This is a genomic window from Gordonia rubripertincta, assembly GCF_038024875.1.
Taxonomy (GTDB): Bacteria; Actinomycetota; Actinomycetes; order Mycobacteriales; family Mycobacteriaceae; genus Gordonia; species Gordonia rubripertincta.
In genome coordinates this window covers 1,825,429-1,850,252 of sequence record NZ_CP136136.1, presented here as the reverse complement: position 1 = coordinate 1,850,252, position 24,824 = coordinate 1,825,429, and the positions used below count along the sequence as shown (strand labels likewise).

At 67.4% G+C, this 24,824-nt stretch carries 24 protein-coding genes and 1 pseudogene; 10 read left to right on the top strand and 15 right to left on the bottom strand.

Annotation, left to right across the window (positions count from 1 at the left end; all coding sequences use genetic code 11):
- On the bottom strand, nucleotides 1–984 hold the full coding sequence (locus RVF83_RS08365; RefSeq protein ID WP_005198404.1) for an ABC transporter permease: 984 nt from the start codon (nucleotides 982–984) through the stop codon (nucleotides 1–3).
- Nucleotides 985–1,033: 49 nt separating this feature from the next.
- A complete protein-coding gene (locus RVF83_RS08360) occupies nucleotides 1,034–1,423 on the bottom strand; it encodes an SHOCT domain-containing protein (RefSeq protein WP_005198403.1) in 390 nt (129 codons plus the stop codon).
- A gap of 215 nt (nucleotides 1,424–1,638) precedes the next feature.
- On the opposite strand from RVF83_RS08360, the gene RVF83_RS08355 reads away from it, so the two are divergent.
- Nucleotides 1,639–2,694 carry an LLM class flavin-dependent oxidoreductase gene (locus RVF83_RS08355; RefSeq protein ID WP_039880397.1) on the top strand — a complete coding sequence of 352 codons (1,056 nt, stop codon included), beginning with the start codon at nucleotides 1,639–1,641 and terminating at the stop codon, nucleotides 2,692–2,694.
- A gap of 6 nt (nucleotides 2,695–2,700) precedes the next feature.
- On the opposite strand, the gene egtD is transcribed toward RVF83_RS08355, so the two are convergent.
- Nucleotides 2,701–3,636 (bottom strand): L-histidine N(alpha)-methyltransferase, encoded by a 936-nt coding sequence (gene egtD / locus RVF83_RS08350; protein WP_005198400.1) that lies wholly within the window; start codon nucleotides 3,634–3,636, stop codon nucleotides 2,701–2,703.
- Nucleotides 3,633–4,934, bottom strand: coding sequence for an ergothioneine biosynthesis protein EgtB (gene egtB, locus RVF83_RS08345; RefSeq protein WP_039880396.1), 1,302 nt, complete (start codon nucleotides 4,932–4,934; stop codon nucleotides 3,633–3,635). The genes egtD and egtB overlap by 4 nt, the downstream gene beginning before the upstream one ends.
- Before the next feature lie 179 nt (nucleotides 4,935–5,113).
- Between egtB and RVF83_RS08340 the strand changes: the two genes are divergently transcribed.
- Nucleotides 5,114–5,878 carry a Clp protease N-terminal domain-containing protein gene (locus RVF83_RS08340; protein ID WP_005198397.1) on the top strand — a complete coding sequence of 255 codons (765 nt, stop codon included), beginning with the start codon at nucleotides 5,114–5,116 and terminating at the stop codon, nucleotides 5,876–5,878.
- On the opposite strand, the gene RVF83_RS08335 is transcribed toward RVF83_RS08340, so the two are convergent.
- Nucleotides 5,879–6,373 (bottom strand): DUF5709 domain-containing protein, encoded by a 495-nt coding sequence (locus tag RVF83_RS08335; protein ID WP_005198396.1) that lies wholly within the window; start codon nucleotides 6,371–6,373, stop codon nucleotides 5,879–5,881.
- A 109-nt stretch (nucleotides 6,374–6,482) separates the two neighbouring features.
- Between RVF83_RS08335 and RVF83_RS08330 the strand changes: the two genes are divergently transcribed.
- The gene (locus RVF83_RS08330; RefSeq protein WP_005198394.1) at nucleotides 6,483–7,055 is read left to right on the top strand and encodes a hypothetical protein; all 573 of its coding nucleotides are present in this window, start codon (nucleotides 6,483–6,485) and stop codon (nucleotides 7,053–7,055) included.
- A 34-nt stretch (nucleotides 7,056–7,089) separates the two neighbouring features.
- Here the strand turns inward: RVF83_RS08330 and RVF83_RS08325 are convergent, their stop codons facing one another.
- Nucleotides 7,090–7,518, bottom strand: coding sequence for a DoxX family protein (locus RVF83_RS08325; protein WP_005198392.1), 429 nt, complete (start codon nucleotides 7,516–7,518; stop codon nucleotides 7,090–7,092).
- Between the two features lie 217 nt (nucleotides 7,519–7,735).
- On the opposite strand from RVF83_RS08325, the gene RVF83_RS08320 reads away from it, so the two are divergent.
- Together RVF83_RS08320 and RVF83_RS08315 are read left to right on the top strand one after the other, a co-directional pair.
- Nucleotides 7,736–9,103: a M1 family metallopeptidase gene (locus RVF83_RS08320; RefSeq protein ID WP_005198391.1), complete on the top strand. Its 1,368-nt coding sequence runs from the start codon at nucleotides 7,736–7,738 to the stop codon at nucleotides 9,101–9,103.
- 7 nt (nucleotides 9,104–9,110) lie between these two features.
- Complete coding sequence (locus RVF83_RS08315; RefSeq protein ID WP_005198389.1) at nucleotides 9,111–10,406, top strand: hypothetical protein; 1,296 nt, start codon at nucleotides 9,111–9,113, stop codon at nucleotides 10,404–10,406.
- Between the two features lie 569 nt (nucleotides 10,407–10,975).
- Here the strand turns inward: RVF83_RS08315 and RVF83_RS08310 are convergent.
- Complete coding sequence (locus RVF83_RS08310) at nucleotides 10,976–11,821, bottom strand: glycosyltransferase family 2 protein (RefSeq protein WP_005198388.1); 846 nt, start codon at nucleotides 11,819–11,821, stop codon at nucleotides 10,976–10,978.
- A gap of 66 nt (nucleotides 11,822–11,887) precedes the next feature.
- Between RVF83_RS08310 and RVF83_RS08305 the strand changes: the two genes are divergently transcribed.
- Both RVF83_RS08305 and RVF83_RS08300 read left to right on the top strand, forming a co-directional pair.
- Nucleotides 11,888–12,589: a glycosyltransferase family 2 protein gene (locus tag RVF83_RS08305; RefSeq protein WP_005198386.1), complete on the top strand. Its 702-nt coding sequence runs from the start codon at nucleotides 11,888–11,890 to the stop codon at nucleotides 12,587–12,589.
- A gap of 7 nt (nucleotides 12,590–12,596) precedes the next feature.
- Entirely contained in the window at nucleotides 12,597–12,950 is a 354-nt protein-coding gene (locus tag RVF83_RS08300; protein WP_005198384.1) for a DUF2304 domain-containing protein, read from the top strand.
- 36 nt (nucleotides 12,951–12,986) lie between these two features.
- Here RVF83_RS08300 and RVF83_RS08295 read toward each other — a convergent pair whose 3' ends face one another.
- Both RVF83_RS08295 and rfbA read right to left on the bottom strand, forming a co-directional pair.
- Nucleotides 12,987–13,610 (bottom strand): dTDP-4-dehydrorhamnose 3,5-epimerase family protein, encoded by a 624-nt coding sequence (locus RVF83_RS08295; RefSeq protein ID WP_005198381.1) that lies wholly within the window; start codon nucleotides 13,608–13,610, stop codon nucleotides 12,987–12,989.
- A 28-nt stretch (nucleotides 13,611–13,638) separates the two neighbouring features.
- The gene (rfbA, locus tag RVF83_RS08290) at nucleotides 13,639–14,514 is read right to left on the bottom strand and encodes a glucose-1-phosphate thymidylyltransferase RfbA (protein WP_005198380.1); all 876 of its coding nucleotides are present in this window, start codon (nucleotides 14,512–14,514) and stop codon (nucleotides 13,639–13,641) included.
- A 97-nt stretch (nucleotides 14,515–14,611) separates the two neighbouring features.
- On the opposite strand from rfbA, the gene rfbB reads away from it, so the two are divergent.
- A complete protein-coding gene (gene rfbB / locus RVF83_RS08285; protein WP_005198379.1) occupies nucleotides 14,612–15,616 on the top strand; it encodes a dTDP-glucose 4,6-dehydratase in 1,005 nt (334 codons plus the stop codon).
- 51 nt (nucleotides 15,617–15,667) lie between these two features.
- Complete coding sequence (galE, locus tag RVF83_RS08280; protein WP_005198377.1) at nucleotides 15,668–16,687, top strand: UDP-glucose 4-epimerase GalE; 1,020 nt, start codon at nucleotides 15,668–15,670, stop codon at nucleotides 16,685–16,687.
- 4 nt (nucleotides 16,688–16,691) lie between these two features.
- On the opposite strand, the gene RVF83_RS08275 is transcribed toward galE, so the two are convergent.
- The 4 genes and pseudogenes from RVF83_RS08275 to RVF83_RS08260 all read right to left on the bottom strand — a co-directional run bounded on the left by RVF83_RS08275 (nucleotide 16,692) and on the right by RVF83_RS08260 (nucleotide 21,765).
- Nucleotides 16,692–17,528 (bottom strand): MBL fold metallo-hydrolase, encoded by an 837-nt coding sequence (locus tag RVF83_RS08275; RefSeq protein WP_005198375.1) that lies wholly within the window; start codon nucleotides 17,526–17,528, stop codon nucleotides 16,692–16,694.
- Nucleotides 17,529–17,655: 127 nt separating this feature from the next.
- A pseudogene (locus tag RVF83_RS08270) lies at nucleotides 17,656–19,684 on the bottom strand (DUF6541 family protein).
- Nucleotides 19,685–19,894: 210 nt separating this feature from the next.
- Nucleotides 19,895–21,118, bottom strand: coding sequence for an MFS transporter (locus RVF83_RS08265; protein ID WP_005198369.1), 1,224 nt, complete (start codon nucleotides 21,116–21,118; stop codon nucleotides 19,895–19,897).
- Nucleotides 21,115–21,765, bottom strand: coding sequence for a GntR family transcriptional regulator (locus RVF83_RS08260; RefSeq protein ID WP_005198360.1), 651 nt, complete (start codon nucleotides 21,763–21,765; stop codon nucleotides 21,115–21,117). The genes RVF83_RS08265 and RVF83_RS08260 overlap by 4 nt, the downstream gene beginning before the upstream one ends.
- Nucleotides 21,766–22,032: 267 nt before the next feature.
- On the opposite strand from RVF83_RS08260, the gene RVF83_RS08255 reads away from it, so the two are divergent.
- Entirely contained in the window at nucleotides 22,033–23,229 is a 1,197-nt protein-coding gene (locus RVF83_RS08255; RefSeq protein WP_039880401.1) for an NAD(P)-dependent malic enzyme, read from the top strand.
- A gap of 65 nt (nucleotides 23,230–23,294) precedes the next feature.
- Here RVF83_RS08255 and RVF83_RS08250 read toward each other — a convergent pair whose 3' ends face one another.
- Nucleotides 23,295–23,963, bottom strand: coding sequence for a VOC family protein (locus tag RVF83_RS08250; protein ID WP_005198352.1), 669 nt, complete (start codon nucleotides 23,961–23,963; stop codon nucleotides 23,295–23,297).
- A gap of 106 nt (nucleotides 23,964–24,069) precedes the next feature.
- The gene (locus tag RVF83_RS08245; RefSeq protein ID WP_005198350.1) at nucleotides 24,070–24,774 is read right to left on the bottom strand and encodes a hypothetical protein; all 705 of its coding nucleotides are present in this window, start codon (nucleotides 24,772–24,774) and stop codon (nucleotides 24,070–24,072) included.
- Nucleotides 24,775–24,824: the final 50 nt, after the last annotated feature.

The window sequence follows — 24,824 nt, the reverse complement described above, 5'->3', positions numbered from 1 at the left end:
TCAGCTCACCCGCACTCTCGGATCGAGGTAGACCACGGCGAGGTCGGCGAGGATCGCACCGACCGCGGTGGCCAGGGCACCGAAAGCGGCGACCGCGACGACGCCGTGGATGTCGTTGGTGTTGATGGAGGTGACGAAGTACCGACCCATCCCTTCCCAGCCGAAGATGGTCTCGGTGAGGACTGCGCCGGTGAACACCGCAGGGATCGCGAAGGCGATACCGACCGCCACCGGGATGATGGCCGTGCGCAGGGCATGTCGGCGCACCGCCACGCCACGGGTGAGTCCCTTCGCGCGAGCCGTGCGCACGTAGTCGGCGTTGATGGTGTCGAGCACCATCGACCGCTGGAGGAGATGCAGCCCGGCGTACTGGATCACGACCAGGGTGATCGTCGGAAGGATGAGGTGCTGGACGCGGTCCAGCAGCACCGGGAAGAAACCCTCGACCCCCACACTGGAAGCCCCCGAGACGTAGACGACGCTGTGCCCGAGGGACTGGTTGAGCGAGATGGCGGCGAGCACGATGCCCAGGCCGACGACGGGAACCGGCAGGTTGATCATCGCGATCGAGATGAACTGCCACGCACGGTCCGCGAGCTTGTACTGGTGGAGCGCGGTGTAGACGCCCAGGGCGATACCCAGCAGGGTGGAGATGATGGTGGCGGCGGCGAGCAGCTGCACCGAGGAGACCAGCCGGAAACCGATCTCGCTGTTGACACTCTCACCGACCGGCGTCGACCCCCAATCCCAGTGCAGCACCACGCCGGTCAGCCAGTTCCACCAACGCTCGACCAGCGGGGTCTTGTCGTTGAGGTTGTGGGAGGACAGCGTGGCGTCGACGACGCTCTCCGGCAAGGGTGGTCGCCGGACGGCGTAATTGGATCGGGGGTCGAGGAACCAGGTGGCCAGGAAATAGGTCAGATTGGTTGCGAGGAAGACGAGGACAGCCCAGGCCGCGATGCGTTTACACAGGTATCCGATCACCGCGGCTCCAGGTCGTCGTCAGGTCGGTGTCAGCCGACCGTATCGCGACTCAGGCCGCTCCGCCGAGAGCCTTCGACTTGAGGTGCTCGAACTCCTCGGGGGTGATGGCACCGGAGTCCAGGAGAGCCTTCGCCTCGGTGATCTGCTGGGTCGGAGAGGTTCCCGCGACCGACTTGATGTACTCGTCGGAGGCCTGCTTGGCCTCGGTGTAGGCCTCGCGCTGGCGCTCGGCCATTCCCTTGCCCTTCGCCAGCAGGTACACGATGGCGGTGAGGTACGGGAAGACGATCAGGAAGACCACCCAGGCGGCCTTCTGCCAGCCCGACGCCTTCTTGTCACGGAACAGGTCGGTGATGATGTGCCATAGGACGATCAGGTACGCGACGAACGCGAAGATGACGATGGTGTACCAGATGAAATCCCAGAATGAGTCCCACATGAAGGTCTCCTCTTTCTAGAAGAAAGGGACCACTTCACAATGGCCCCCTGACGGATAGAAGCATGGCACAGCAATACCCTCGGTACTGCTCTGTCAGGCCAAAGTGGCCGTGAGAACTATTAGCACGACACCGCGGTGCACCATTTGCCGCATATGAGAACGTGTCCCATGAGCAGTTCCGGCTCGTGCCAGAACCGGACGACCAGAGAGACGCAATGGAATCACACACGGCCAGGCATGAACTCGAACTGGGCTTGGACACCTTCGGTGACATCACCGCCGCCCCCGACGGCACCCCGCTCTCCGACGCGCAGACCCTGCGCGATGTGCTCGACCAGGCGATCCTGGCCGACGAGGTCGGCGTCGACTTCCTCGGTGTCGGCGAACATCACCGTGCGGACTACTCCGTGTCCGCCCCCGAGGTGGTCCTCGGCGCCATCGCCGCCCGCACCAGCCGGATGCGCCTGGGTTCGGCCGTGACCGTCCTGAGCTCCGACGACCCGATCCGTGTGTTCCAGCGGTTCTCGACCGTCGACGCCCTCTCCTCGGGACGTGCCGAGGTGATCCTCGGCCGCGGCTCGTTCACCGAGTCGTTCCCGCTCTTCGGCTACGACCTCGCCGACTACGAAGAGCTGTTCGCCGACAAACTCGCGCTCTTCGCCGAACTCCGCACCGGCAAACCGGTCTCCTGGTCTGGCTCGACGCGTGGCCCGCTGCGCGCTCAGCCCGTGTTCCCGCAGCTGGAGAACCCCCCGTTGCCCACATGGATCGCGGTGGGCGGCAGCCCCGAATCAGTGGTGCGCGCAGCGTCGTACGGGCTCCCGCTGATGCTGGCCATCATCGGCGGCGACCCGCTGCGCTTCCGCCCTTACGTCGACCTCTATCACCGCGCCCTCGCCGACCTGGAGAAGGACACCCTGCCGGTCGGCGTCCACTGCCCGGGGCACATCGCCGACACCGACGAGCAGGCACGTGAGGAGTTGTGGCCGCACTACCGGGGATATGTGGCACGGATCGGGCGCGAACGAGGGTGGCCACCGCCCAGCCGCTTTGACTTCGAGCGGTCCACCGGACCCGACGGTGCGCTGTTCGTCGGGTCGCCGGAAACCGTGGCGCGCAAGATCGCCGCGACGTCGCAGGGGCTCGGCCTGAGTCGCTTCGACATGAAGTATTCCCACGGCACCCTGGGTCATGCGCAGCTGATGCGCAGCATCGAACTCTACGGCACGAAGGTCATCCCGCGGGTGCGGGAACTGCTCGCCGAGGGGTGAGCGGCCTCAGCGCCGGCTGAGCGTGAGCGCGAAGTCCCCGGCGGGGTCTGTCCACACGGTGACCACCTGCAATCCGGCGGATTCGAGTTCGTCGCGCAGTGCGTCGGGTTCGAACTTGGTGCTGATCTCGGTGTGGATCTCGGTTCCGGCGGGCAGGCGCCACGCCCGGCCCAGGACCTCGAAGTACGCGTCGATGTCCCGGCGGGCACGTAGCCACATCTCGATACGGTGTTCGCCCGGGTTCCACCGAGCGATGTGTTCGAAGTCGTCGGCGTACAGGCCGCGGGCGTCGAGCCCGGTTCGCAGGACCTCGATGAGGTTGCGGTTGAAATCGGCTGTCACCCCGGCCTTGTCGTCGTAGGCGGCGACGAGCCGGCCGGTGTCCTTGACGAGGTCGGTACCGAGGAGGAAGAAGTCGCCGGGCGAAAGTGCTTTCGCCAGGCCTTGATAGAACGCCCGGCGGGCGGCGGGATCGAAGTTGCCGATCGTGCCGCCGAGGAACACGGCCAGGCGCGGTCCATCGGCGTCGGGGAGACGGAGATCGGGTTCGGTGAAGTCGGCGACCACCGGGACGACGTCGATGCCCGGGTAGTCGGCGGACAGCACGTCGGCGGCGGTCGTGAGCATCTCGGTGCTGACGTCGACCGGCACGTAGGTGAATCGCTCGGTGTCAGGTGTGGCGGCGCTGAAGGCATCGAGTAACAGCCGGGTCTTGGTGGAGGTGCCCGAACCCAGCTCGACCATCACCTGCGCTTGTGTGGCAGTGGCGATCTCGGCCGAACGCGCACGCAGGATCGCGGTCTCACGACGCGTCGGGTAGTACTCGGGCAGGCGGGTGATCTCGTCGAAGAGCTTGCTCCCGCGCTCGTCGTAGAGCCACTTGGTGGGCAGCGTCGGCGGGTCCTGCCACAACCCCGAAAGCGCATCCGCGGCAAGAGTCATCGGGCGAGCCGCAGTCCCGAGAAGACCCACCGCGACGCTGCGGGGAAGAAGTTCCGATAGGTGATCCGCTCGTGGCCGACCGGCGTCACCGCGCTCGCTCCTCGCAACACGTGCTGGTCGGACATGAACTTGCCGTTGTACTCGCCCACCGCGCCGTTCGCCGGGACGAATCCCGGATAGGGGAGGTACGCGCTGGCCGTCCACTCCCAGACGTCGCCGACCATCGCCGAACCGACCCGACCGGGATGGCAGCGGGCCGGGTCGAGGAGCTGGCCGCGGGCGTCGCCGAGTTTTCCCGCGGCGACTTCCCACTCGAATTCGGTGGGGAGACGTGCGCCGGCCCAGCGGGCATAGGCGTCGGCCTCGTAGAACGACACATGGGTCACCGGCTCGTCGGGCACGACGGGGCGGCGCCCGGACAGCGTGAAAGTGGTCCAGCCACCGTCCTCTTCGCGCCAGTAACCCGGCGCACGCCAACCGGTCTGGTTGGTCGTGGCCCACCCGTCGGAGAGCCAGAACTCGTGGCGTCGGTATCCGTCGTCGGCCATGAACTCCAGCCAGTCGGCGTTGGTGACGAGCCGGTCGGACACCATGAAGTCCTCGAGATAGACGCGGTGTCGCGGCCCCTCGTTGTCGTAGGAGAACCCGCTTCCGACAGCGCCGATCTCGTGCACACCGCCGGTGAACTCACGCCACCCCATCGGCGCGACCTTTCCGGGCACATCGGGCTCCCGGTCGACGTAGACCGGCCCGAACGCGTGTGTCGAGAACAGGTGCTTGATGTCCATGAGCAGCAGTTCCTGGTGCTGCTGTTCGTGATTGCAGCCGAGTTCGACCAGGTCGAGTGCGGCGTCGTCGAGTCGACCGGACTCCAGGGCCGCGACCATCGCCGCGTCGACGTGTTCCCGATACCGCGTCACGTCGCGCACGCCCGGTCGGGTCACCAGGCCACGATCGGGACGCGGATGCCGTTCTCCCACCGTCTCGTAATAGCTGTTGAACAGGTACCGGAACGTCTCGTCGTAGACCGCGTAGTCCGGATCCCGGCGGAGGATGAACTCCTCGAAGAACCAGGTGACATGCGCCCGATGCCATTTCGCGGGGCTCGCCTCGGTCATCGACTGCGGCGTCTGGTCTTCCGGCGAGAGTCGTTCGGCGAGAGCGTCCGTCCCTGAACGCACCTCGAGGAAGCGGCGGACGATGTCCGAACCGCCCGCGGACACCCCCGGGGGCTCGCTATCCGGGGATCCCGCGTCTGATCTGGAGTCGGGGCGGACGGTGGGTTCGGTGATGCTCACTGGAAAGCCTCCCGTGGCAAACGAAGGAGTGTGCGGCGGTGTCTTCGGCGGATCTCCGCATCCATCGTCACGACGGTTTCCATCCCTGTCAACGATGCTCGGCCTGCTATCGGCCACCCGGACGAGCCCATCGTCAACCGAGGGTTGACGCCCGGGCGCCGTCAACCTATAGTTGACGCATGGCCAAGAACTCCGCTCCCGTTCGGCTCGACGACCTGATCGCCGCGATCCGCAAGGTTCACGACGACCCACTGGACCAACTGTCCGACGCGGTCCTCGCCGCAGCCCACCTCGACGAGGTCGCCGACAGCCTGATCGGGCACTTCGTCGACCAGGCCCGCCGCTCCGGCGCGTCGTGGACTGCGATCGGGACCAGCATGGGCGTTAGCAAACAGGCAGCTCAGAAGCGGTTCGTCGACCGGGTGTCGGCCGCCGGCGAGGCCGCGGGCGGACCGGCCGACGAGTCGAACCCGTTCTCGCGGTTCACGCCCCGCGCGGCGAACGTCCTGGTGGCCGCCAACCGTGCGGCGGCCGCGGATCGGGCCGAATTCGTGACCCCCGGGCACGTGGCCGCGGCGATGACCGACGATCCGCAGGCCCTGGTCTTCGTGGTGCTGCGGGAGTTCGGTGTCGACGCCGAGGCACTCGCGCAGGCCGTCGCACCGCTCACCCCCTCGCCACGGGACATCCCGGAATCAGAGGCGTCGACCGTCGTGCCCTACGACGACGCGGCCAAGGCGGTCCTCGAGGCGACCGTCGGCGTCGCCGTCGATCTCGGGCACAACTACGTCGGCACCGAACACCTGCTGCTCGGACTGTTCGCCGACGAGTCGGTGGCCGACGCGCTCACCGGTCTGGGGCTCGACAAGACCGCCATTCGCGACAAGATCGTCGCCACCCTCGCGCAGTTCGCCCCGTCGGCCACCAACCCGCCGGCCGAGTAGCTACTCCTGATCGGAGATGTAGTGCACCGCGGCTTCCTCGGCTGAGGCGCCCGCGCCGTCGATGCCCGCGTCGGCGGCGATGGCCTCGGGTTCGGTGTCGATACCCGAGCCCTCGTCCGGCGCGATCAGCCGACCGGCTCGTCGGTCACCGACCTCGTCGTTCTCGTCGAACTCGTCACTCCGATCGGAATCGTGTGCGCGCCAATCCTTCTTGGCGCGCTCGTCGGCGGTGATCTCGTCGAGCGGATCGACCGCACCGACATCGGGCTCTTCCTCGGCCAGTCGCTCGTCGAGGCTCTCTCCCTCGCGTTGTTCCTGGGCCGTGAGCCCGTGGACAGCGCCCTTCGGCCGGTAGTCGGGCGGTGAGTAACCCTCGTCGAGGACGTCGTCGACGCCACGGTCGACCAGGGAGTCCTCCGGCTGGAGCTGATCGTCCTCGTCGAGGCTGTACTCGCCGTCGGAGCCTTCGGGGGTGCTGCCGATGTCGTCCTTCATCCTTGTCACGATGCCAGCCTGCGGGGGCCTGTGCCAGGGATCGGCGCGGGTTGTCCCAGTTCGGTCAATACGCCGGTGACCGTCGGCGAAATCGACCAGAATGACGAAGATGATCGAGGAACTGCAGGTCGAGGCCGAAGCTCTCCTCTCCGCGGGCGAATACGAGCATGCGCTCGCCGCATTCTCCGTCCTCCGCGAGGTCAGGGCACGACGCGAGGGACCGTACTCGACGAAGTATCTGTCCAATCTGCACGACTGCGTCCGATGCATGTCGCACCTGCAGTTGTGGACCGACGCCAACTACCTCTGCAGCGAGCTGCACGGCAAGTACGTGCGCACCCACGGTCGCGGGGAGGCCGACACCGTCGACGTCGCCAAACACTGGGCGTGGGCGCTCGTGAACCTGCACGACTATCCGCCGGCCGTCCGCCTCTACCTGATGACCGCCGACGCCTGCTGGGACATCGATCCCGGTCAAGCACAGCGACTTCTCGGCGCCGCGGTGATCCACCGGCACGACACCGATCCGCTGGAGATCCTCACCCCGGGCGAGATCGACGGAGTGGGGTTGCACCACGCCGACGAGGAGCGCACCGTGATCGCGCGCCTGGTTGCCCAGCTCGCCGACAACGACACCGCCTCGAGGAGTTCGGCCACCATCGACGGCCTCGCGTTCGCCTGACCTCGCCTGACCCGACCTCGCCGATCCGACGAGCTCACACGACGTCGGTTCGACGCCGCCGTCGCATTATGTAGCTGTCCGCGGCCGCTCGTCCCGCCGAGGTGAAGCCGACCGCCAGGAGCCCGGCGATCAGTGCCAGCGGCCATTCGTATCCGCCGTCGGCGTTCCAGAATCCCGCATCCCAGTGCACGAACACGATCGCGCCGATCATGTCCGCGATCAGCAGCGTGGCCACGATGGGCAGCAACAGGCCGAGGATCAGCAGGATGCCGCCGACCAGTTCCACCCACGTCGCGTAGTACGCGGCGAGATCGGGGTACGGCACGTCCATGCCGGCGGGACCGAAGGCCACCTTGGTGGCATCCATCCCCTGCGTCACCAGCTTCTGCCAGCCGTGGGCGATGAAGATGATGCCGAGTATCAGTCGCGCGAGAAACTGCGCGACACTGCCGAATCCGCTCATAACCCTGCTCCTCGCATCGTCGGGCGGGCCCGGATCCCCGCCGCCAGGTACTCTCACAGTGTCCGCGAAGACATCACCTCGTCGCGGGTGTTACGCCGAAATCGAGTCATCAAACGCAACCGCGTCGTGACCCAAAGGCACCGTACCGGCGCCCCGCGGCCACGGCACCCGACCGCCGGCGAACATGCCATACGGCAGAACGGAGTAGGAGTCGAGAGTGCCGGGAAAGTCTGGCCTGGGGTCGCGAGGGAACACCGGGCAGCCCGTCCTGGGCGCACCGTCGGACGTCCTCGATCCGTATCTGCCGGACAACGGGAACCTCGGCTTCCGGATCTCCCGTTACGACCTCGAACTCGAGTACAAGGTCGCGAGCAATCGGCTCGAGGGCACCGCGATCCTGACCGCGACGTCCTTGCGGGAACTCAAGCGTTTCACCCTCGATCTCGCGGGCTCGATGTCCGTGCAGCGGGTCTCGGTCAACGCCAAGCGCGCCCGCTACAGCCATCGCCGCAACAAACTCACCGTCACCCCCGACACCCCGGTGCCACCCGGCGGGGCGATGACGATCACCGTCCGCTACCACGGCAGCCCCCGTCCGATCCGCGGCCCGTGGGGCGAGGTGGGCTGGGAGGAACTGACCGACGGCTCGCTGTGCGCCAACCAGCCCAACGGCGCGGCGTCGTGGTTCCCGTGCGACGACCATCCGAGCGCCAAAGCGCCATACCGGATCTCGATCACCACAGACAGCCCGTACCACGCGCTCGCCAACGGTGTGTTGGAGTCCAAGAGGGTCCGCGCCGCGCAGACCACCTGGGTGTACCAGCAGGTGGAGCCGATGCCCACCTATCTCGCGTCGATCCAGATCGGCCAGTACAAGCAGATCTCGTTGGCCAGCAAGCCCTTTCCGGTGACCGGTTTGATCCCGTCCCGTCTCGAGGAGAACTTCGGGATCGATTTCGGCCCGCAGATGGACATGATCTCAGCGTTCATCGAGATGTTCGGGCCTTATCCGTTCCCGCAGTACACCGTCGTCGTCACCGACGACGAACTCGAAATCCCCATCGAGGCACAGAGTTTCTCGACCTTCGGCGCCAATCACTGCGACGGCAGCCGCGACGCCGACCGCCTCATCGCCCACGAACTGGCCCATCAGTGGTTCGGCAACTCGGTGACCGCCTCACGCTGGCGCGACATCTGGCTGCACGAGGGATTCGCCTGCTACGCCGAGTGGCTGTGGAGCCAGCGGTCCGGTGGCCGAAGCGCCGACGAGTGGGCCCGCCACTACTACGAGAAGCTCGACGCCGAGCCGGTGAAAGTGCCCCTGGCCGATCCCACCCCGCGCAAGATGTTCGACGACTGGGTCTACAAGCGCGGCGCGCTGACGCTGCACGCCCTGCGCCTGCGGATCGGTGACGGTGACTTCTTCGCACTGCTACGCCGGTGGACCGAGAAACACCGCTACGGGTCGGTGACCACCGAGGACCTCATGTCGCTCGCCGCCAACCACTCGTCGGAGCCACTCAAGGACCTGTGGGACGCCTGGTTGTTCACCCCCGAGCTGCCGCCGTTCCCCACCCCGTCCTGAGGCATCCGTGACGACGGACAGGCCGGCACCGACGCCGGAGACCCCTTCCGGCGCGGCCGAGGGAACCGACACCGACGCGCGGTCCCTGGGACGCGTCACGATCGCGACGCTCATCGCCGCCGCGTCGGGCTACCTGGTGCTCCTGTTGGCCGCACGACATCTCGGCGCGATCGGATACGGCGTCTTCGCCGTGTTCTGGGCGGCCTACGGTCTCGTCACCGGCGCGCAGAACGGTCAGCTGCAGGAGACAACGCGTGCCGTGCGCGCGGCCGCCGACGGCGGCGTCCGGTCAAGACCACTGCTCGTCAACCTCGGGATCGGCGTCGGTCTGGCTGCTCTGGTCGCCGCGACCTCGCCGCTGTGGAGCAGTGAAGTGTTCACCGACCATCGCCGGCTGTCGGTGGCCCTGCTGTCGGTCGGGGTGGCGAGCTTCGCGGTGTACGCGCACCTGTGCGGTGCGTTGTCCGGCATGCTGAGCTGGTCCTCGTTCGCAGTGTTGCTGTCGGTCGATGCGCTGATCCGCCTGGCCGGTGCCGTCGTCGCGGTAGCCGCCGGCTGGGGCACCACGGCTTTCCTGATCATCACCGTCATCGGTTCCGCGTCGTGGTGCCTGCTGCTGCTCGGGTCATCGGCGACCCGGCACGCGGTCGGGATCGGCGGGGACGTAGCGCCACGTCGACTCACCACGAACACCCTGACCGCGATGGCCGCCGCCACGGCGAGCGCCGTCCTCGTGATGGGCTTCCCGGTGCTGATCAACCTGACCGCCAACCTCCGCGGCACCCCCGACGCCGACGAGGCGCGGGTCATCGGCGCACTGATCCTGGCGGTGACGCTCACCCGCGCACCGCTGCTGGTGCCGCTCAACAGCTTCCAGGGCGTGCTGATCTCACGGTTCGTCGACCGTCGGGATCGTCGGATCGCCGCGCTGGCCGCTCCGCTGGGCATCGTCGGCGTGATCGGCGGGGTCGGGATCGCGGCCGCGTGGGTCGTCGGACCGTGGCTCTTGCGATCGATCTTCGGCGCCGACTTCGACCTCGACGGCTACGTCGTCGCCCTGCTCACTGCAGGTGCCACGTGCCTGGCCCTGCTGACCGTCACCGGCGCCGCCGCGGTCGCCGCCGGCGCGCACCGCTGGTACGCGGCCGGGTGGTGGGTCGCGACCGTGGTCGCCGTAGGGATGCTGCTGGTCCCGGCCGACGTCGAGATCCGCACCTGCGTCGCCCTCGTCGTCGGACCACTGGTCGGGCTGTGCGTGCATCTGGTCGGGGTGTTGCGGCGGCCGGCCACCTCCGCTCCCTGATCCGAAAGAACGCGACGTGAGTTCCGGAGTTCGCGTCCCCGAGAGCGACATCCGAGGGCATCATGCCCTCGGACACCCCTGAGCGGGACGCGAGTTCTCGCGCACCCGGTCCGTAGGAGGGTGAGCGCCGACGAACGCGTTCACGTGAGCACTGTCGGAGGGCGTATCGCCCTTGCCGGCCCCTGAGATGGACGCGATTTTCTGCCCCACCCGGCCAGAAGTGCAGCCTTCACTCCTGGCGGCTCCGGCGCGCACGGTATCGGGATCGGCCTCATCTTCTGCGCGGGTGCGACGAGCCTCGAAGACCCGGTGAGGTGGCGTCGCCCACCCGATCACCGGTCGACTTCAACCCGGCCTGCGGACGTCGATCGACGTCTGCAGCTCGAGTTGAGGTTCGGCAGTCAGGGCCTCGCCGGAAAGTGCAGCCCCTGCCGCCTGGCGACATACGTCGCCGACCCTTCGAGACGCGTCCTCCGCAAGCTCCGGACGCCCCTCAGCAAACGATCTTCTCGTCCTCCGCAACGGCCGACATGCCGGCCGCGGGTACTCAGGTGCGACGACCGGCGAGCCTACCCGCGGGTGAGCTTGCCGACCCCCGCACCCACCCGCGCCTGCAGGTGATTCAACCTCGACGTCGCGTGAAGCCGGGCAGCCCGCGCCGCCTTCGGCCAGTCGCGTTCGGCGCACCGCTGCGCCTCCCCCGCGAAGAAGCGGTTCTCCTCGTCGAAGCGCCGTCCGTCGACGGCCTGCACCGAACTCACCGATGCGCTGTGGCGGCGGTAGGAGAAGACGACCTCGGGGTCGTAGACGAGTGAACCGTCTGCGGCAGCGAGATCGACGAGCAGCGCGAGGTCGAGGACGATCTCCAGCCCCGGTCGGAAACCCACCTCACGCACCGCGGCGGTCCGCCACAGCAACGACGGGAAGTACGTCCAGTTGCCGTGGTAAAGGCTGGTCGCGAGGCGTTCGCCGGTCAGCACGGTCGCGCGGGAGGGGGCCAGCACGTTCTTCATGCGATCCCCGAGCGGACGAACCGTGCGGCCGTTCTCGTCGATGACATCGACGCCGGGCGCGATGACCGAGGCATTCGGGTGGTGTCCGGCCAGCGTGCGGACCGTCGCGAGATAGTCGGCGTGCATCACGTCGTCGCAACCCATGACGACGAACCAATCCGCGGTCACGAGGTCGACGCATCGTCGGAAATTGCCGTTGACGCCGAGGTTGGTCTTGTTGCGCACGTAGCGGACGCGCGCATCGTTCAGCGAGTTGAGCCATTCGCGGGGCGTCGGGTCGGGGTAGCAGTCGTCGACCACCACGAGCCGCAGATCCGGGTCGCTCTGGTCGAGGACGCTGGTCACCGCCTCGCGGAACTGCTCGACGTCGCCGTAGAAGGGCATCATCACGTCGATCGGCACCCGACAAGACTAGCCGGGCGTGCCGGGCGACGGGCGCCGCGACCGGCCGGGATAGGGTTGTTCACCATGGCCGAACCCATCACCAACGCCGACGTGTGGCTGGTGGTACCCGTCTTCAACGAAGGGCAGGTGATCCGGGAGGTCGCGGCCAAGGCACGCGAGACCTTCCCCAACATCGTCTGCGTCGACGACGGCTCGTCGGACAACTCGGCCGAGGAGATCAAGGCCGCCGGTGTCCATTTGGTGCGGCATCCGGTGAACCTCGGACAGGGCGCCGCCATCCAGACCGGCGTCGAATATGCGCGCAAGCAGCCCGGCGCCCGATTCTTCGTCACCTTCGACGCCGACGGCCAGCATCAGGTCGACGACGTGTCGGCGATGGTCGCACGTCTGCGGACCGAACCGGTCGACATCATCGTCGGCACCCGGTTCGCCGAGGGCCGCAGCGAGTCCGTCCCGCTGTTGCGGCGGATGGCCCTGCGCACCATCGTCTTCCTGAGCCCGCGCACGCGCCGGCTCGGTCTGTCCGACGCGCACAACGGACTTCGCGTCTTCAACAAGAAGGTCGCCGACGACCTCGACCTCCTCATGAGCGGGATGAGTCACGCATCGGAGTTCATCGCGCTCATCGACCACCACAAATGGCGGGTCGCCGAGCAACCGGTCACGATCCTCTACACCGAATACTCACGCGCGAAGGGACAGTCGCTGATCAACGGGGTCAACATCGTCGCCGACGGCCTGTTCCACACCCGGATGAGGAAGTGAGCAACGCATGATCTGGTTCCAGGTCCTCGCGATCATCGGACTGCTCGCGCTCGTCGGCTTCTTCGTCGTCAACCGCGGCACCGCACGGTCGTCGGCGGGGGTGAAGATCCTGTTCGTCGCGTTCGTGGGCTTCGGTCTCTACGCGATGCTGCGCCAGGACGACGTCACCTGGGTGGCCAACAAGATCGGCATCCAGCGCGGCCTCGACCTCGTGCTGTTCCTCCTGGTCATCGCGTTCGCGTTCACCACGGTGTCGACGTACCTACGGTTCCGCGACCTCGAGGTGAAATACGCCCGCCTCGCCCGCGCGATCGCGTTGCAGAACGCGGAGAAGCCGGAGCCTCCGCAGAGTGCGTCCTGAGTGCCGCTTTCCGACGCTCAGAACGCATTCTGGAATTTACTGTTCCGCGGCTAGGCCCTGCAGGAACGCCATCACGTCGTCGTAGTCCGGCAGCAGTCCGGCCTCGCGCGCCTCGGTGAGACCGGGTGCGGCGGTGTCCTTCTCGGACAGTTCGTACTCCAGCGGCGATCCGTCGCGGGCGTGCGTCGGCCATTCGATCCCCAACTCGGGGTCGAGCGGGTTGATGCCGTGTTCGCCCGACGGGTTGTAACCGGTGGAGCAGAGGTAGGTGACGGTCGAGTTGTCGGCCAGCGCGCAGAACGCATGTCCGAGCCCTTCCGACAGATAAACAGCACGGCGGTCGACATCGTCGAGCAGGACGGTGTCGTAGGTGCCGAAGGTCGGGGACCCCACGCGGATGTCGACGATGACGTCGAGGATGGCGCCCGACGCACAGGTGACGTACTTCGCCTGTCCCGGAGGCACATCGGCGAAGTGCACACCGCGCAGCACACCCGCCGCGGACACCGACAGGTTGACCTGCGCGAGGTCGAAGCGGTGGCCGATCACCTCGGCGAGCAGGTCACCTTTGAACGCCTCGGCGAACAGGCCGCGTGCATCGCCGTGCTGGACCGGTGTGAGTTCCCACGCGCCGTCGATCGTGAGCGGTCGCACCTTCATGGATGAGCCTTTCGCGTCGGATGTGTACTCAAAACCCCTTGCCTCGCCGGAGGAGTTCGAGCAGGTAGTCACCGTAGCCGGACTTGCACAGCTTCTCCGCGCGGGACCGGAGTCCGTCGTCGTCGAGGAATCCGCGACGCCACGCGATCTCTTCCGGCACAGCGATCTTGAGACCTTGACGTTGTTCGACGGTGCGCACGAAGTTGCCGGCGTCGAGAAGGCTGTCGAAGGTGCCGGTGTCGAGCCAGGCGGTGCCGCGCGGCAGGACCGTCACCGACAGTTTGCCGCGTTCGAGGTAGTGGGCGTTGATGTCGGTGATCTCGTACTCTCCGCGGGCACTGGGCTTCAGGCCGCGGGCGATCTCGACCACCTCGTTGTCGTAGAAGTACAGGCCGGGAACCGCGAAGTTCGACTTCGGTTGTGTCGGCTTCTCTTCCAGCGAGATCGCGGTGCCGTTCGCGTCGAAGTCGACGACACCGTAGGCCTCCGGGTTCGACACCCAGTAGGCGAAGACCGCACCGCCGTCGACGTTCTCGAATCCCTGCAACTGACTACCGAGGCCGGGGCCGTAGAAGATGTTGTCGCCCAGCACGAGTGCCACCGAATCGTCGCCGACGTGGTCGGCGCCGAGCGTGAACGCCTGCGCGAGGCCGTCGGGCGAGGGTTGGGTCTTGTAGGTGAGGTTGATCCCGAACTGATCACCGTTGCCGAGCAGTCCTTGGAAGGCCGGGGCGTCGTGCGGGGTGGTGATGATGAGGATGTCGCGGATGCCGGCGAGCATCAGCGTGGAGAGCGGGTAGTAGATCATCGGCTTGTCGTAGACCGGGACGAGCTGCTTGCTGACACCTTGCGTGATCGGATGCAGGCGCGTGCCCGTGCCACCGGCCAGAATGATCCCTCGCATGCGCCTCAGCCTAGTGCCCGACGATCCGGCTCACCGAGTACATACCCGGCGCCTCGGTAGAGTGACGTCCACCAAGACCTCAGGCGGAAGGAACGACGTGCGTGTTCTCGTGACCGGTGGTGCCGGTTTCATCGGCGCCAACTTCGTGCTGCGCACCCTGGCCACCCGCCCCGACGTGACGATCCGGGTACTGGACAAACTCACCTACGCCGCCAACCCCGAGACCCTGGCCCCGGTCGCCGACCGCGTCGAACTCATCGAAGGCGACATCGCCGACGCCGCCCTGGTCCACAGGCTGGTGGGCGAGGCCGATCTGGTGGTGCATTTCGCCGCCGAATCCCACAACGACAACTCCCTGGCCGACCCGTCGGCCTTCGTACACACCAACCTCGTGGGCACCTACACCCTGCTCGAAGCCGTGCGCGCCCACCAGGTGCGCTACCACCACATCAGCACCGACGAGGTCTACGGCGACCTCGACCTCGACGACCCCGCCCGCTTCACCGAAGCCACCGCCTACAACCCGTCGAGCCCCTACTCCTCGACCAAAGCCGGCTCCGACCTGCTCGTGCGCGCCTGGGTACGCTCCTTCGGCGTCGCCGCGACCATCTCCAACTGCTCCAACAACTACGGCCCGTACCAACACATCGAGAAATTCATCCCCCGCCAGATCACCAACGTGCTCTCCGGGGTACGTCCCAAGCTCTACGGCGACGGCCGCAACGTGCGCGACTGGATCCACGTCGACGACCACAACGACGCCGTGTGGACCATCATCGACAAAGGTCGGATCGGCGAAACCTATCTGATCGGCGCCGACGGCGAGGTCGACAACCGCACCGTCGTCGAAACCATCCTCGAACTCCTCGGCCGGCCGGCCGATGCGTTCGACTTCGTCACCGACCGCCCTGGCCACGACCGCCGCTACGCCATCGACTCCACCCGCCTACGCACCGAACTCGGCTGGACCCCCAACTACGTCGACTTCCGCGCCGGCCTGGCCGCCACCATCGACTGGTACCGCGACAACACCGACTGGTGGCAGCCCGCCAAGGACGCCGTCGAACAGAAGTACGCCGCCACCGAACGCGTCACCGGCTGACCTCAGCCTGCCGTTTGGCGTACTCCCAGGTCCGCCGCCTACGGTGTTCACATGCGCGTACTCGTCAGCGGCGGCGCGGGCTACATCGGCTCGCACACCGTGATCCAGCTGGTCTCCGCCGGTCATGACGTCGTCATCGTCGACGACTTCAGCAACGCCAAGCCCACCGTCGTCGGTCGGCTCGAGGCGCTGAGCGGTCACTCGATCCCGGTGCACGCCTTCGACCTGGCGGATGTGGACAAGACGGAACACTTCTTCGCCCACGAGGACGTCGACGCGGTCATCCACTTCGCCGGGTACAAGGCGGTCGGCGAATCGGTGGCCAAGCCGCTGGACTACTACCAGAACAACCTCGGCACCACGTTCTCGCTGCTGCGGGCGATGGAACGCCATGACGTTCACACGCTGGTGTTCTCGTCGTCGGCGACCGTCTACGGTGCGGACCCCGACCTACCGATGACCGAAGACCTCCCGACGTCGGCCACCAACCCGTACGGCTGGACGAAGGTGATGATCGAGCAGGTGCTGCGCGACGTCGCGGCCAGTTCCGACGCCTGGCGGATCGCCGCCCTGCGCTATTTCAACCCGGTGGGCGCGCACCCGAGCGGTCAGATCGGCGAGGACCCGTCGGGCATCCCGAACAACCTGATGCCGTTCGTCGCGCAGGTCGCGGTGGGCCGGCGCGAGAAGTTGTCGGTGTTCGGCGACGACTACGACACCCCCGACGGCACCGGTGTCCGCGACTACATCCACGTCGACGACCTCGCCGCCGGGCACGTCGCCGCTCTGGACCGGATCAGCACGGGCGACACCGGCATGTCGACCTGGAACCTCGGGACCGGACAGGGCGTCTCGGTCCTGGAAGTGGTGCACGCCTTCGAAAAGGCCAGCGGCAAGCCGATTCCGTACGAGATCGCTCCCCGCCGACCCGGTGACATCGCCGCGTCATACGCCGATCCCACCCGGGCCAACGCCGACCTGAATTGGCACGCCACCAAGACCATCGACGACATGTGCGTCGACACGTGGCGCTGGCAGTCCGAGAACCCGACGGGCTACCCCGACGCCTGAACCGTCACCGAGCGGCGTACGGATCGTCGGGATCGATGATCTCGTCGGTGGCCCAGCCGATGTAGCGCCGGGCTGATGTCTCGACGACCTCGCGTGCGTCCTTGCTCACGACGACGCCGAACGCGTCGTACAGCCGGTCGAACGGCAGGGCCGTGACCCGGTCGACGATCTGGTGAACGAGCCTGGGCGACAACGGGATCATGTTCGGATAGCTGCGCATGAACGTCACCATTCCCGGTTGCATGACTCCTTTGATGGTGTCGCCGGTCAGCAGCGCTCCCCGGCCATCGGCGGCGTCCGGTAGGTGCAGCACCGCGCTGCCGGGAAAGTGGCCGCCGCACTGGATGAGTCGCACTCCGCCGAGAACCTCGGCTTCGCCGGACCAGAACTCGACCACGGGGTCCGGCCGGGTCAGCCATCGACGATCGAGATCGTTGTAGAAAACCGGGACCCCGCCGAACCGGTGACTGAGCGAGACACTGGCGCCGTAGAGGTGCGGGTGGCTGGCGGCGATGGCCTCGACACCGCCGTGCTCTTCCAGCCAGCCGATGAGGGACGGACCGATGAACCCCGGCGGCTCCCAGAGGATGTTGCCGTTCAGGGTGGCCACCAGGAATCCTCGTTGCCCGATGCCGACCGACGGTCGCAGCGACAGCCGGATGAGACCCGGCTCCTCTTCGGCAGCATCGAGAGCGTTCTCGGCGGTCTCGTCAAGCCGGGTCCACTGCTGCCCGCTCGTCGGGATCCATTGCCGGTCGTCGTCACAGATCGGGCAGACCTCGGGGAGGTCCGCGTCGGGCGCGAACTCGTTGGCGCAGAAAACACACGTCCACGGCTGCATGGTTCGACGCTAACCCGAGTCCGATTCCCGCGTGCGCACTTCCCTGCCGCGGTTCTGCTTCCCTTGCGCTGACTGGATTCGTGATTTGATCAGCGGGAAGGAATCCGGATAGCGGGAATCGAATCGGTCAGCCAGCAGGCGGCGCCTCGACCGACGGCGCATTTTCGGCCGGCACAGACGGGTAGACCAGGTCGTTGACGCGGTAGACGACGGCCTCGCCGCGGCGGAACACCTCGGTCAATCCAGGAGCGCCGTTCTCGCGTAGTTCGAGGAACGGGTCGCCCTGGTGGCCGTTCGCCGGGTCGGGCCGGCCGCGCTGGAACTCCCAGTAGCTCGTCGGGGAGTCGATCACGTAGTGCACGTTCATGTCCCGGACGATCTGGTCGATCGCAGGGTCGGCGCCGATCTTCGCGACACCCCAGAAGAGGTCGCGCTGCCGGTCGGAGAACTCGTTGGCCCGGTAGAACGGGAACATCGGGGTGACGCCCGTGACCGGGTACAGCCAGCCGGTGCCCTGGTCGAGGTTGTTCAGGACGAGCACGTCCTGGGCGTCGGGTTGCGAGGCCAGCCAGGCGTAGGCCGCGAGGTCGTCGGGACCGACGTACTTGCCGCCGCGCTCTTTCGATGCGATCTGCGCGTTGGGGTGGGTAGCGGACCACCGCGGCACCGGCGATCAACGCCAGCAGCACCATGTACGTCGACGCGACCAGCCAACCCGCGCGAGCGGTGCCCTTGACGGACTTCTCGTCGGACTGCCCGAACCGCCGCCCGACGACGCCGATCAGCGCGACCACCGCCACGCCGATCGCGACACCCGCGGCCGCGGCCGAGAAGATCGCGACGACGAAGGTGAGTCGGTGCGGCGAGTTGTAGAAGTAGCCGCCGATCGCGCCGAGCGGATACGACAGCGGACCGAGCGACACCACCGAGTTGGTCGTCGCCAGTGCAAAGACCAACCACACGGCGAGTCCCGCCCAGCAGCGCAGCCAGGCCAGCACCCCGAGGCCGAGGACGGTCACGATGATCAGCGGCCAGAGCGGGAAGTGGTCGAGCTCCAGCGGGATCGTGCCGTTGAACGCGCCCTGCGCCAACCCGCGCAACACTCCGATCCCCTCTTCCCGGAAGTCGAAGAACGGGAGTTCGTTGGTGTCGGCGACGCGGATCGTGCCGATCACCACGGGGAAGATCAGGACCATCGTGAGGACAGCGGTGACGGCGAGGGTCGCGAGATCGGCGAGACGGCTCGTTGCCGGACGCCACAGCCCCTCACACAGCCACCACAGCCCGACGATGACGCCGACGAGGATCAGACCCGACGGATGCGTTGCCGTCACACCGGCCACAGCCAGGGCCGCGGGCGCCACCCGCGACCGGTCCCGCACGACGCTGAGAACCAGTACCGCCGCGACGGGAGCCAGGCTCACGCCGACGGCATTGGGCACCGAGGTCAGCTGCACCTCGACGTACGGCAGCGACGGGAACAGCGCGGCGACGGCGGCGGCGGTGCCGGCGATCAGCGCCGAGTTGTCGACGTCGTAGCGGTGACGGGCGAACCAGTAGGCCAACGACGCCACACCCAGCGGGACCGTGACGGCCAGCGCCGCAGGCGAATACGTGTTGTACAGCTCGACGGGGTTCGCGCCGGTCAGCGGGAACAGCAAGGCGCCCAGCGCATGCCACGTGTTCGGGTAGTAATTGAACCCTTGGGTGTCATAGTTCATCAGCTCGCCCATGCGCATGGCCGAACCGACACCCGTCTCGTCGATCCATCTCAGGGAACTGGCGTGCCACAACGAGTCCCACACCTGCGAGATGTTGTTCAGTCCCGCGAACGCGGTCTTGGCGACCGGCCGGATACAGGTGATGGCGATGATCAATCCGCCGAGTCCGATGCCGGCCCCTGCGCGCAGAATCGCGGTGCGCCCGACGCGCCGCTCACCGGTGTCCGCTGGTGCCGGCGCGAGCCGACGCCCGATACCGGTGCCGAGCAGGCGCGAGTACAGCCAAGCACCGACGAGCGCCAGGACCAGGCCGACGAGCGCCGAGACCGCGTTCCATTGGAAGCCGACCGCCGAGTACAGGACGGTGAGGATGGAGACCAGGGCGAAGGTGATGGCCGGTCCGGCCGCGAACGCCACCGGCCAGGGCAGATTCATCCGCCGACCCACCAAGGCGCCCGGCAGGATCAGCAGCAGCGCGGACACGATCACGACCCACGCAGCCAGCACCATCACCCCGCGCCTTTCCACACTCGCTCGTCACACCCCGCGGTGGGACCCGTTTCTGCTCCCTGCCGGGCCCCGACCAAACACTCAGCAGGGTACCCGGCGTCGACTCAGTGCGACTGTCCGGTGACGACGCCCTCGTCACGCATCGGCAGCTCGACGGCCACCGGCCGCGTCTCCGGGCGGATGCCTGGTGTGTCCCGACATGGCGACCGCGAGGCAAGCGAGCGCGGCGATCGCACCGAACAGGAACATCTCGGTGTAGGTGATCGAGGTCCAGGTCTCGGTGATCCACGCCAGGAGCGCGGGGACGGCGAAGCCCAGGTAGGTGACGCTGTAGAAGACTGCGGTCAGGCCGGCGAGGTCGTCGGGCCCGGCGATGCGCTGCACCTCGAGGAGGCCGGCGATCAGCGCCATGCCGTAGCCGCAGCCCAGCAGGGTCGCGGCGACCAGGGACAGCCAGACCGTGAGCACGTGCGCGGCCAGAGCAGCGACCAGCATGCCCGCGACGAGTGCCGTGAGGGCGACGACGACACCCCGCGAGCTACCCGGCATGTCGATGCGGCGACCCACAGACTGGATGCCGAACCCGGCGCCGAGTCCGAGGACGCAGCACAGGGCGGCGAAGGCGATCGGCGCTCCGGAGGTCCGTGCCGACATCAGCGCCGGGATGATCGCGTACGCCGACGCCGCGGCACCGAAGACCCACGGCGCGACCGGAAGGACGACGAACATGAACCGCCGGTGACCGGCAGCCGGGATGCGCAGGTCGTCGATCAGACGGCCCGGCGTCGAACTGCGGAAGCGCGTCTCCGGCACGACCGTCAGGAGGGCGAGCGCGCAGACCGCGATCGCGATGTTCACCAGGTACGGCAGCACATGCGGCCACGGACCCCACTCAGCGAGGACACCGGCGACGCCTGCGCCGACACCGAAGCCTGCGGTCAGGCTCATCGCCGCGCGACCGGCGCCGGCTCCGGCCCGTGCACCGTCGCGGTCGGACAGCTCCTTGATCCAGCTTCCGCCCACCGCCATCGACAAGCCGAGTGCGATGCCACTGCAGATGCGTCCCACGGTCAGCAGGGCCGCCGACTGAGATCCTGCGGCCAGCAATACCGAGCCCAGCGCCGCGAACACCGGCGCCGGAAGCATGAGCGGCCGCCGACCGAACCGGTCCGACAGCGGCCCGCCGATCAGCAGGGCGGGAACGATACCGAGCACGTAGGCGAACAGCAGGGCGTCGACGACGACCGGCGACAGATCGGTGATCTGCCGGTACATGACCAGCAGCGGGGTGAACTCGTTGCCGCCCCACGCGGCCGCGAAGACGGCGGGCCATCCGAAGCGGTTGCGGTTGTCGATCATGCGAGTTCCCCCGGGAGGTCGTGGACACCGGCGAGGTGCCCGGCCAGAAGGTGTTCGAAACGGTCGGCGTCGGTGGACTCGACGGCGCCGAGGAGTTCGAGGTGATCGGCGAGGATGCGCGTCGCCACCCCGGCGTCGCGATGCACCGAGGCGATCGTCATGCGGCGATGCCGCTCGCCCAGCGTCGTGTAGAAGTCGGCGAGGAGCGGGTTGTCGCCGGCCGCGGCGATGAGCTGGTGGAACTCGGCGTCGAGCCGGGAGAACTCGGCGACGTCGGTCGCGTCGGCCCGTCGATGGGCGTCGAGGTTGTCACGGAGTCGCTCGACCAGCTCGGCCACGGCAGCGGGGCGGGCCGTGACCGATCGGACCGCGTGACTCTCGAGAAGGCGTCGGGCGTCGACGACGTCACGCTTCTCGCGGTCGCCGATCGGCACCACGAGCGCACCCCGCTTCGGGTAGAGCCGCATCCACCCCTCGGTCTCGAGATGCAGGAATGCCTCGCGCACGGGGGTGCGGCTGACCGAGCACCTCGAGGCGATCTCACCCTCGCTGATCAGCTCACCACCGGCGATCTCGTTTGTGAGTATCTGCTCTTTGACCTCGGCATATACCCGTTCAGCAGCGGATTCAGCGAAGGCATGCGACATAGACACAAGTTGTACCTTACCAACGCCGCATGGCGTCGTCACCAGCGCCGACCCGCCTTCCGGGACGGTCCCAAGCAGTGAGACACTTAATGCGGCCGTAACGAGCGTCACCCCGCTCACGCGCCCTGATTCGCGCCCGCCGGGCTACCCGCTCTCGCGTCGATGCGATCTCGATAGCTCGCGGGCAGCGTGGCCGGCGAGACGATGCAACCCGCGTTTCGCGGTATTCAGGAGGACCCGACCGTGACAAGCACGGAGGACACACGTATGGGCGATACCCCCTTCACCGAACCGACCATTGCCGATCTGCCGATCACCGACGACGAGATCTTCTTGGCGCATGCCGGCGGCAAGCTGTCGGTCGAGCTGCGGGCACCCATCGACACCCAGCGTGACTTGTCGATCGCCTACACCCCGGGCGTCGCCCAGGTGTCGCGCGCGATCGACACCGACGCCACCCTGGTGAACAAGTACACCTGGACCGACCGCCTGGTTGCCGTGGTGAGCGACGGATCGGCCGTGCTCGGCCTCGGTGACATCGGCCCGCGTGCGTCGCTGCCGGTCATGGAGGGCAAGTCCGCACTGTTCCGCAGCTTCGCCGGACTCAACTCGATCCCGATCGTTCTCGACACCAAGGATCCCGACGAGATCGTCGAGACCCTGATCCGCCTGCGCCCTAGCTTCGGTGCGGTCAACCTCGAGGACATCTCCGCACCGCGCTGCTTCGAGATCGAGCGTCGTGTGATCGAGGCCCTCGACTGCCCGGTCATGCACGACGACCAGCACGGCACCGCGATCGTGGTTCTCGCCGCCCTGAAGGGCGCCGTCACCCACCTCGGCCGTGACATCACCACCCTCCGCGTCGTCATCTCCGGCGCCGGCGCCGCGGGTGTGGCGTGCGCCAACATCCTGCTCGCCGTCGGCATCACCGACGTCATCGTGCTCGACTCGAAGGGCATCGTCTCCGAGGGCCGCGACGGTCTGAACGAGTCGAAGGCCGACTTGGCCTCGCGCACCAACCCGCGCGGCCTCACCGGCGGCGCGGTGGAGGCCCTCGACGGTGCCGACGCCTTCATCGGCGTCTCGGCCGGCCTCATCCCCGAGGAGATCATCGCGTCGATGAGCGACGACTCGATCGTGTTCGCACTGTCGAACCCCGATCCGGAGATCCACCCCGAGGTCGCCGCCAAGCACGCGGCCGTCGTCGCAACCGGACGCAGCGACTTCCCGAATCAGATCAACAACGTGCTCGCCTTCCCGGGCGTCTTCAAGGGCGCACTCGACGCAGGTGCACGCCGGATCAGCGAGGGTATGAAGATCGCTGCGGCAGACGCGATCTTCTCGGTGGCCTCTGACGACCTGCGCGCCGACCGCATCGTGCCGAGCCCGCTCGATGACCGGGTCGCACCGGCTGTCGCGGCCGCGGTCGCCAAGGCAGCGCAGGACGAGGGTCTCTGCTCGTAAGTTCATGTGTCACAAGCCGGTTCGATCATCTCGATCGAACCGGCTTGTTTCGTTCCGCAGGTGTCTCAGTCCTGCTCCTGCCAGGTGCATAGGCAGATCTCGTTGCCCTCGGGGTCGGCGAGAATCCACCACGCCGGTGCGAACTCGTCCGAGAGCAGTTGCCCACCGGCGGTGATCGCCGCTTGCAGTCGTTCGTGCACCTCGTCATGCGGTAGGCACAGGTCGAAGTGAATCCGGTTGCGTTGCGGGCGAGCCTCATCCATCTGCTGGAACCACACCGACGGCAGCCGCCCGGTCGGGTCGGCGAGCTCGGCGAGTTCCCTGTCATTCCCGTCGGAGTAACCCAGGACTGCCTGCCAGAACGGCCGGATCGCACCGATGTCCATGGCGTCGATCGCGAGTTCGATCGCCGTCACCGGGCCCACGAGTTTCTCGAGCGCCATCTCGGCGGCGATCCCGGTGATCCGGTTGGCCAGCGCCACATCGGCTTCGGTCAGCTGATGCGCACTGTGTGTCGTGAGAGCGAGATGCACTGAGCCGTAACGCAGGTCGACGTCGGGATGATGGTTGGCTTCCTCTGCCGCGTCGACGATCCTGGTCACGAACTCGAGACCCCGCACCATCGAACCGGTGCGGTAGGCGGCCACGAGTTTGTCGGCGACGACGCGCCACGGGTCGGCGACGACCTCGGTGACCTGCTTGGCATTGAGCGGTGTGCGCGTGGACCCGGTCATACTGCCCCATGCTGCACCTTCGAGACCTGTTTCGAAAGGGCCCGGTTTTCCAGAGTGCGGCCTGGGTGCCGTTTTCCGGCACTCAGGCCGCACTCTGGAATCGCCGTCAGTGCCGGTTCGACGTAGCTGCCGCGAGTTTCGCGATGGACTCGACCGTTGCAGGCAGGAACCCGCGTCGAGCGTCCTGGTCGAGTGAGGTCCCGGCGCCGAGAACCGGGTCGTAGTCGAGGCCGATCACCGTGCCGACCGCCCCGGACACCACACCGACGAGCATGTCCGCGAGGCCCGTCTGCTGCTGTACCGGCAGCTGGGAGGCGATCACGACGACGGTGTTCTCGAGTACGCCGGCGCGGTCCCACTCCGTGAAGATGACGCGTGCCCGGTTGAGCAGGTCGGGGCGTGGGCTGATCACGAGGACGGGCGTGAGATTCGGGAGGTCGTCCTCGGCAAGTTCGGGCAGCAGTGTCAGCGGATGCGCCCCGGCGTCGAGCACCGGTACTGCTCCCTGCCGCCACACCTCGACGACGGCATCGGTGACCGCCGCTTCGTCAGGCGGCAGCCACAGGCCCGTGCCCGACGCGGTGCGCAGCAACTCTTCGTTGCCGGTTCCGCGGAGGCGGAGTTCGATGTCGCAGTCGTTGCCAGATGCGTCGACCCACCACGAGAGCAGGCCGAGGCTCGATGCGGCGCGATGTTCGGCGAGGAGAGCCGACACGACAGAAGTGCCGACCCCGCCGGCGGTTCCGCAGACGACAACGGCCCGCTCATCCCAGATCTGCGGGTCGCCGTCGCGAGGTGTTGCAGCAGTCATCGGTCCTTATGGAACCAGAAGGTAGGCGCCGTACCCAATCGACTGAGGCG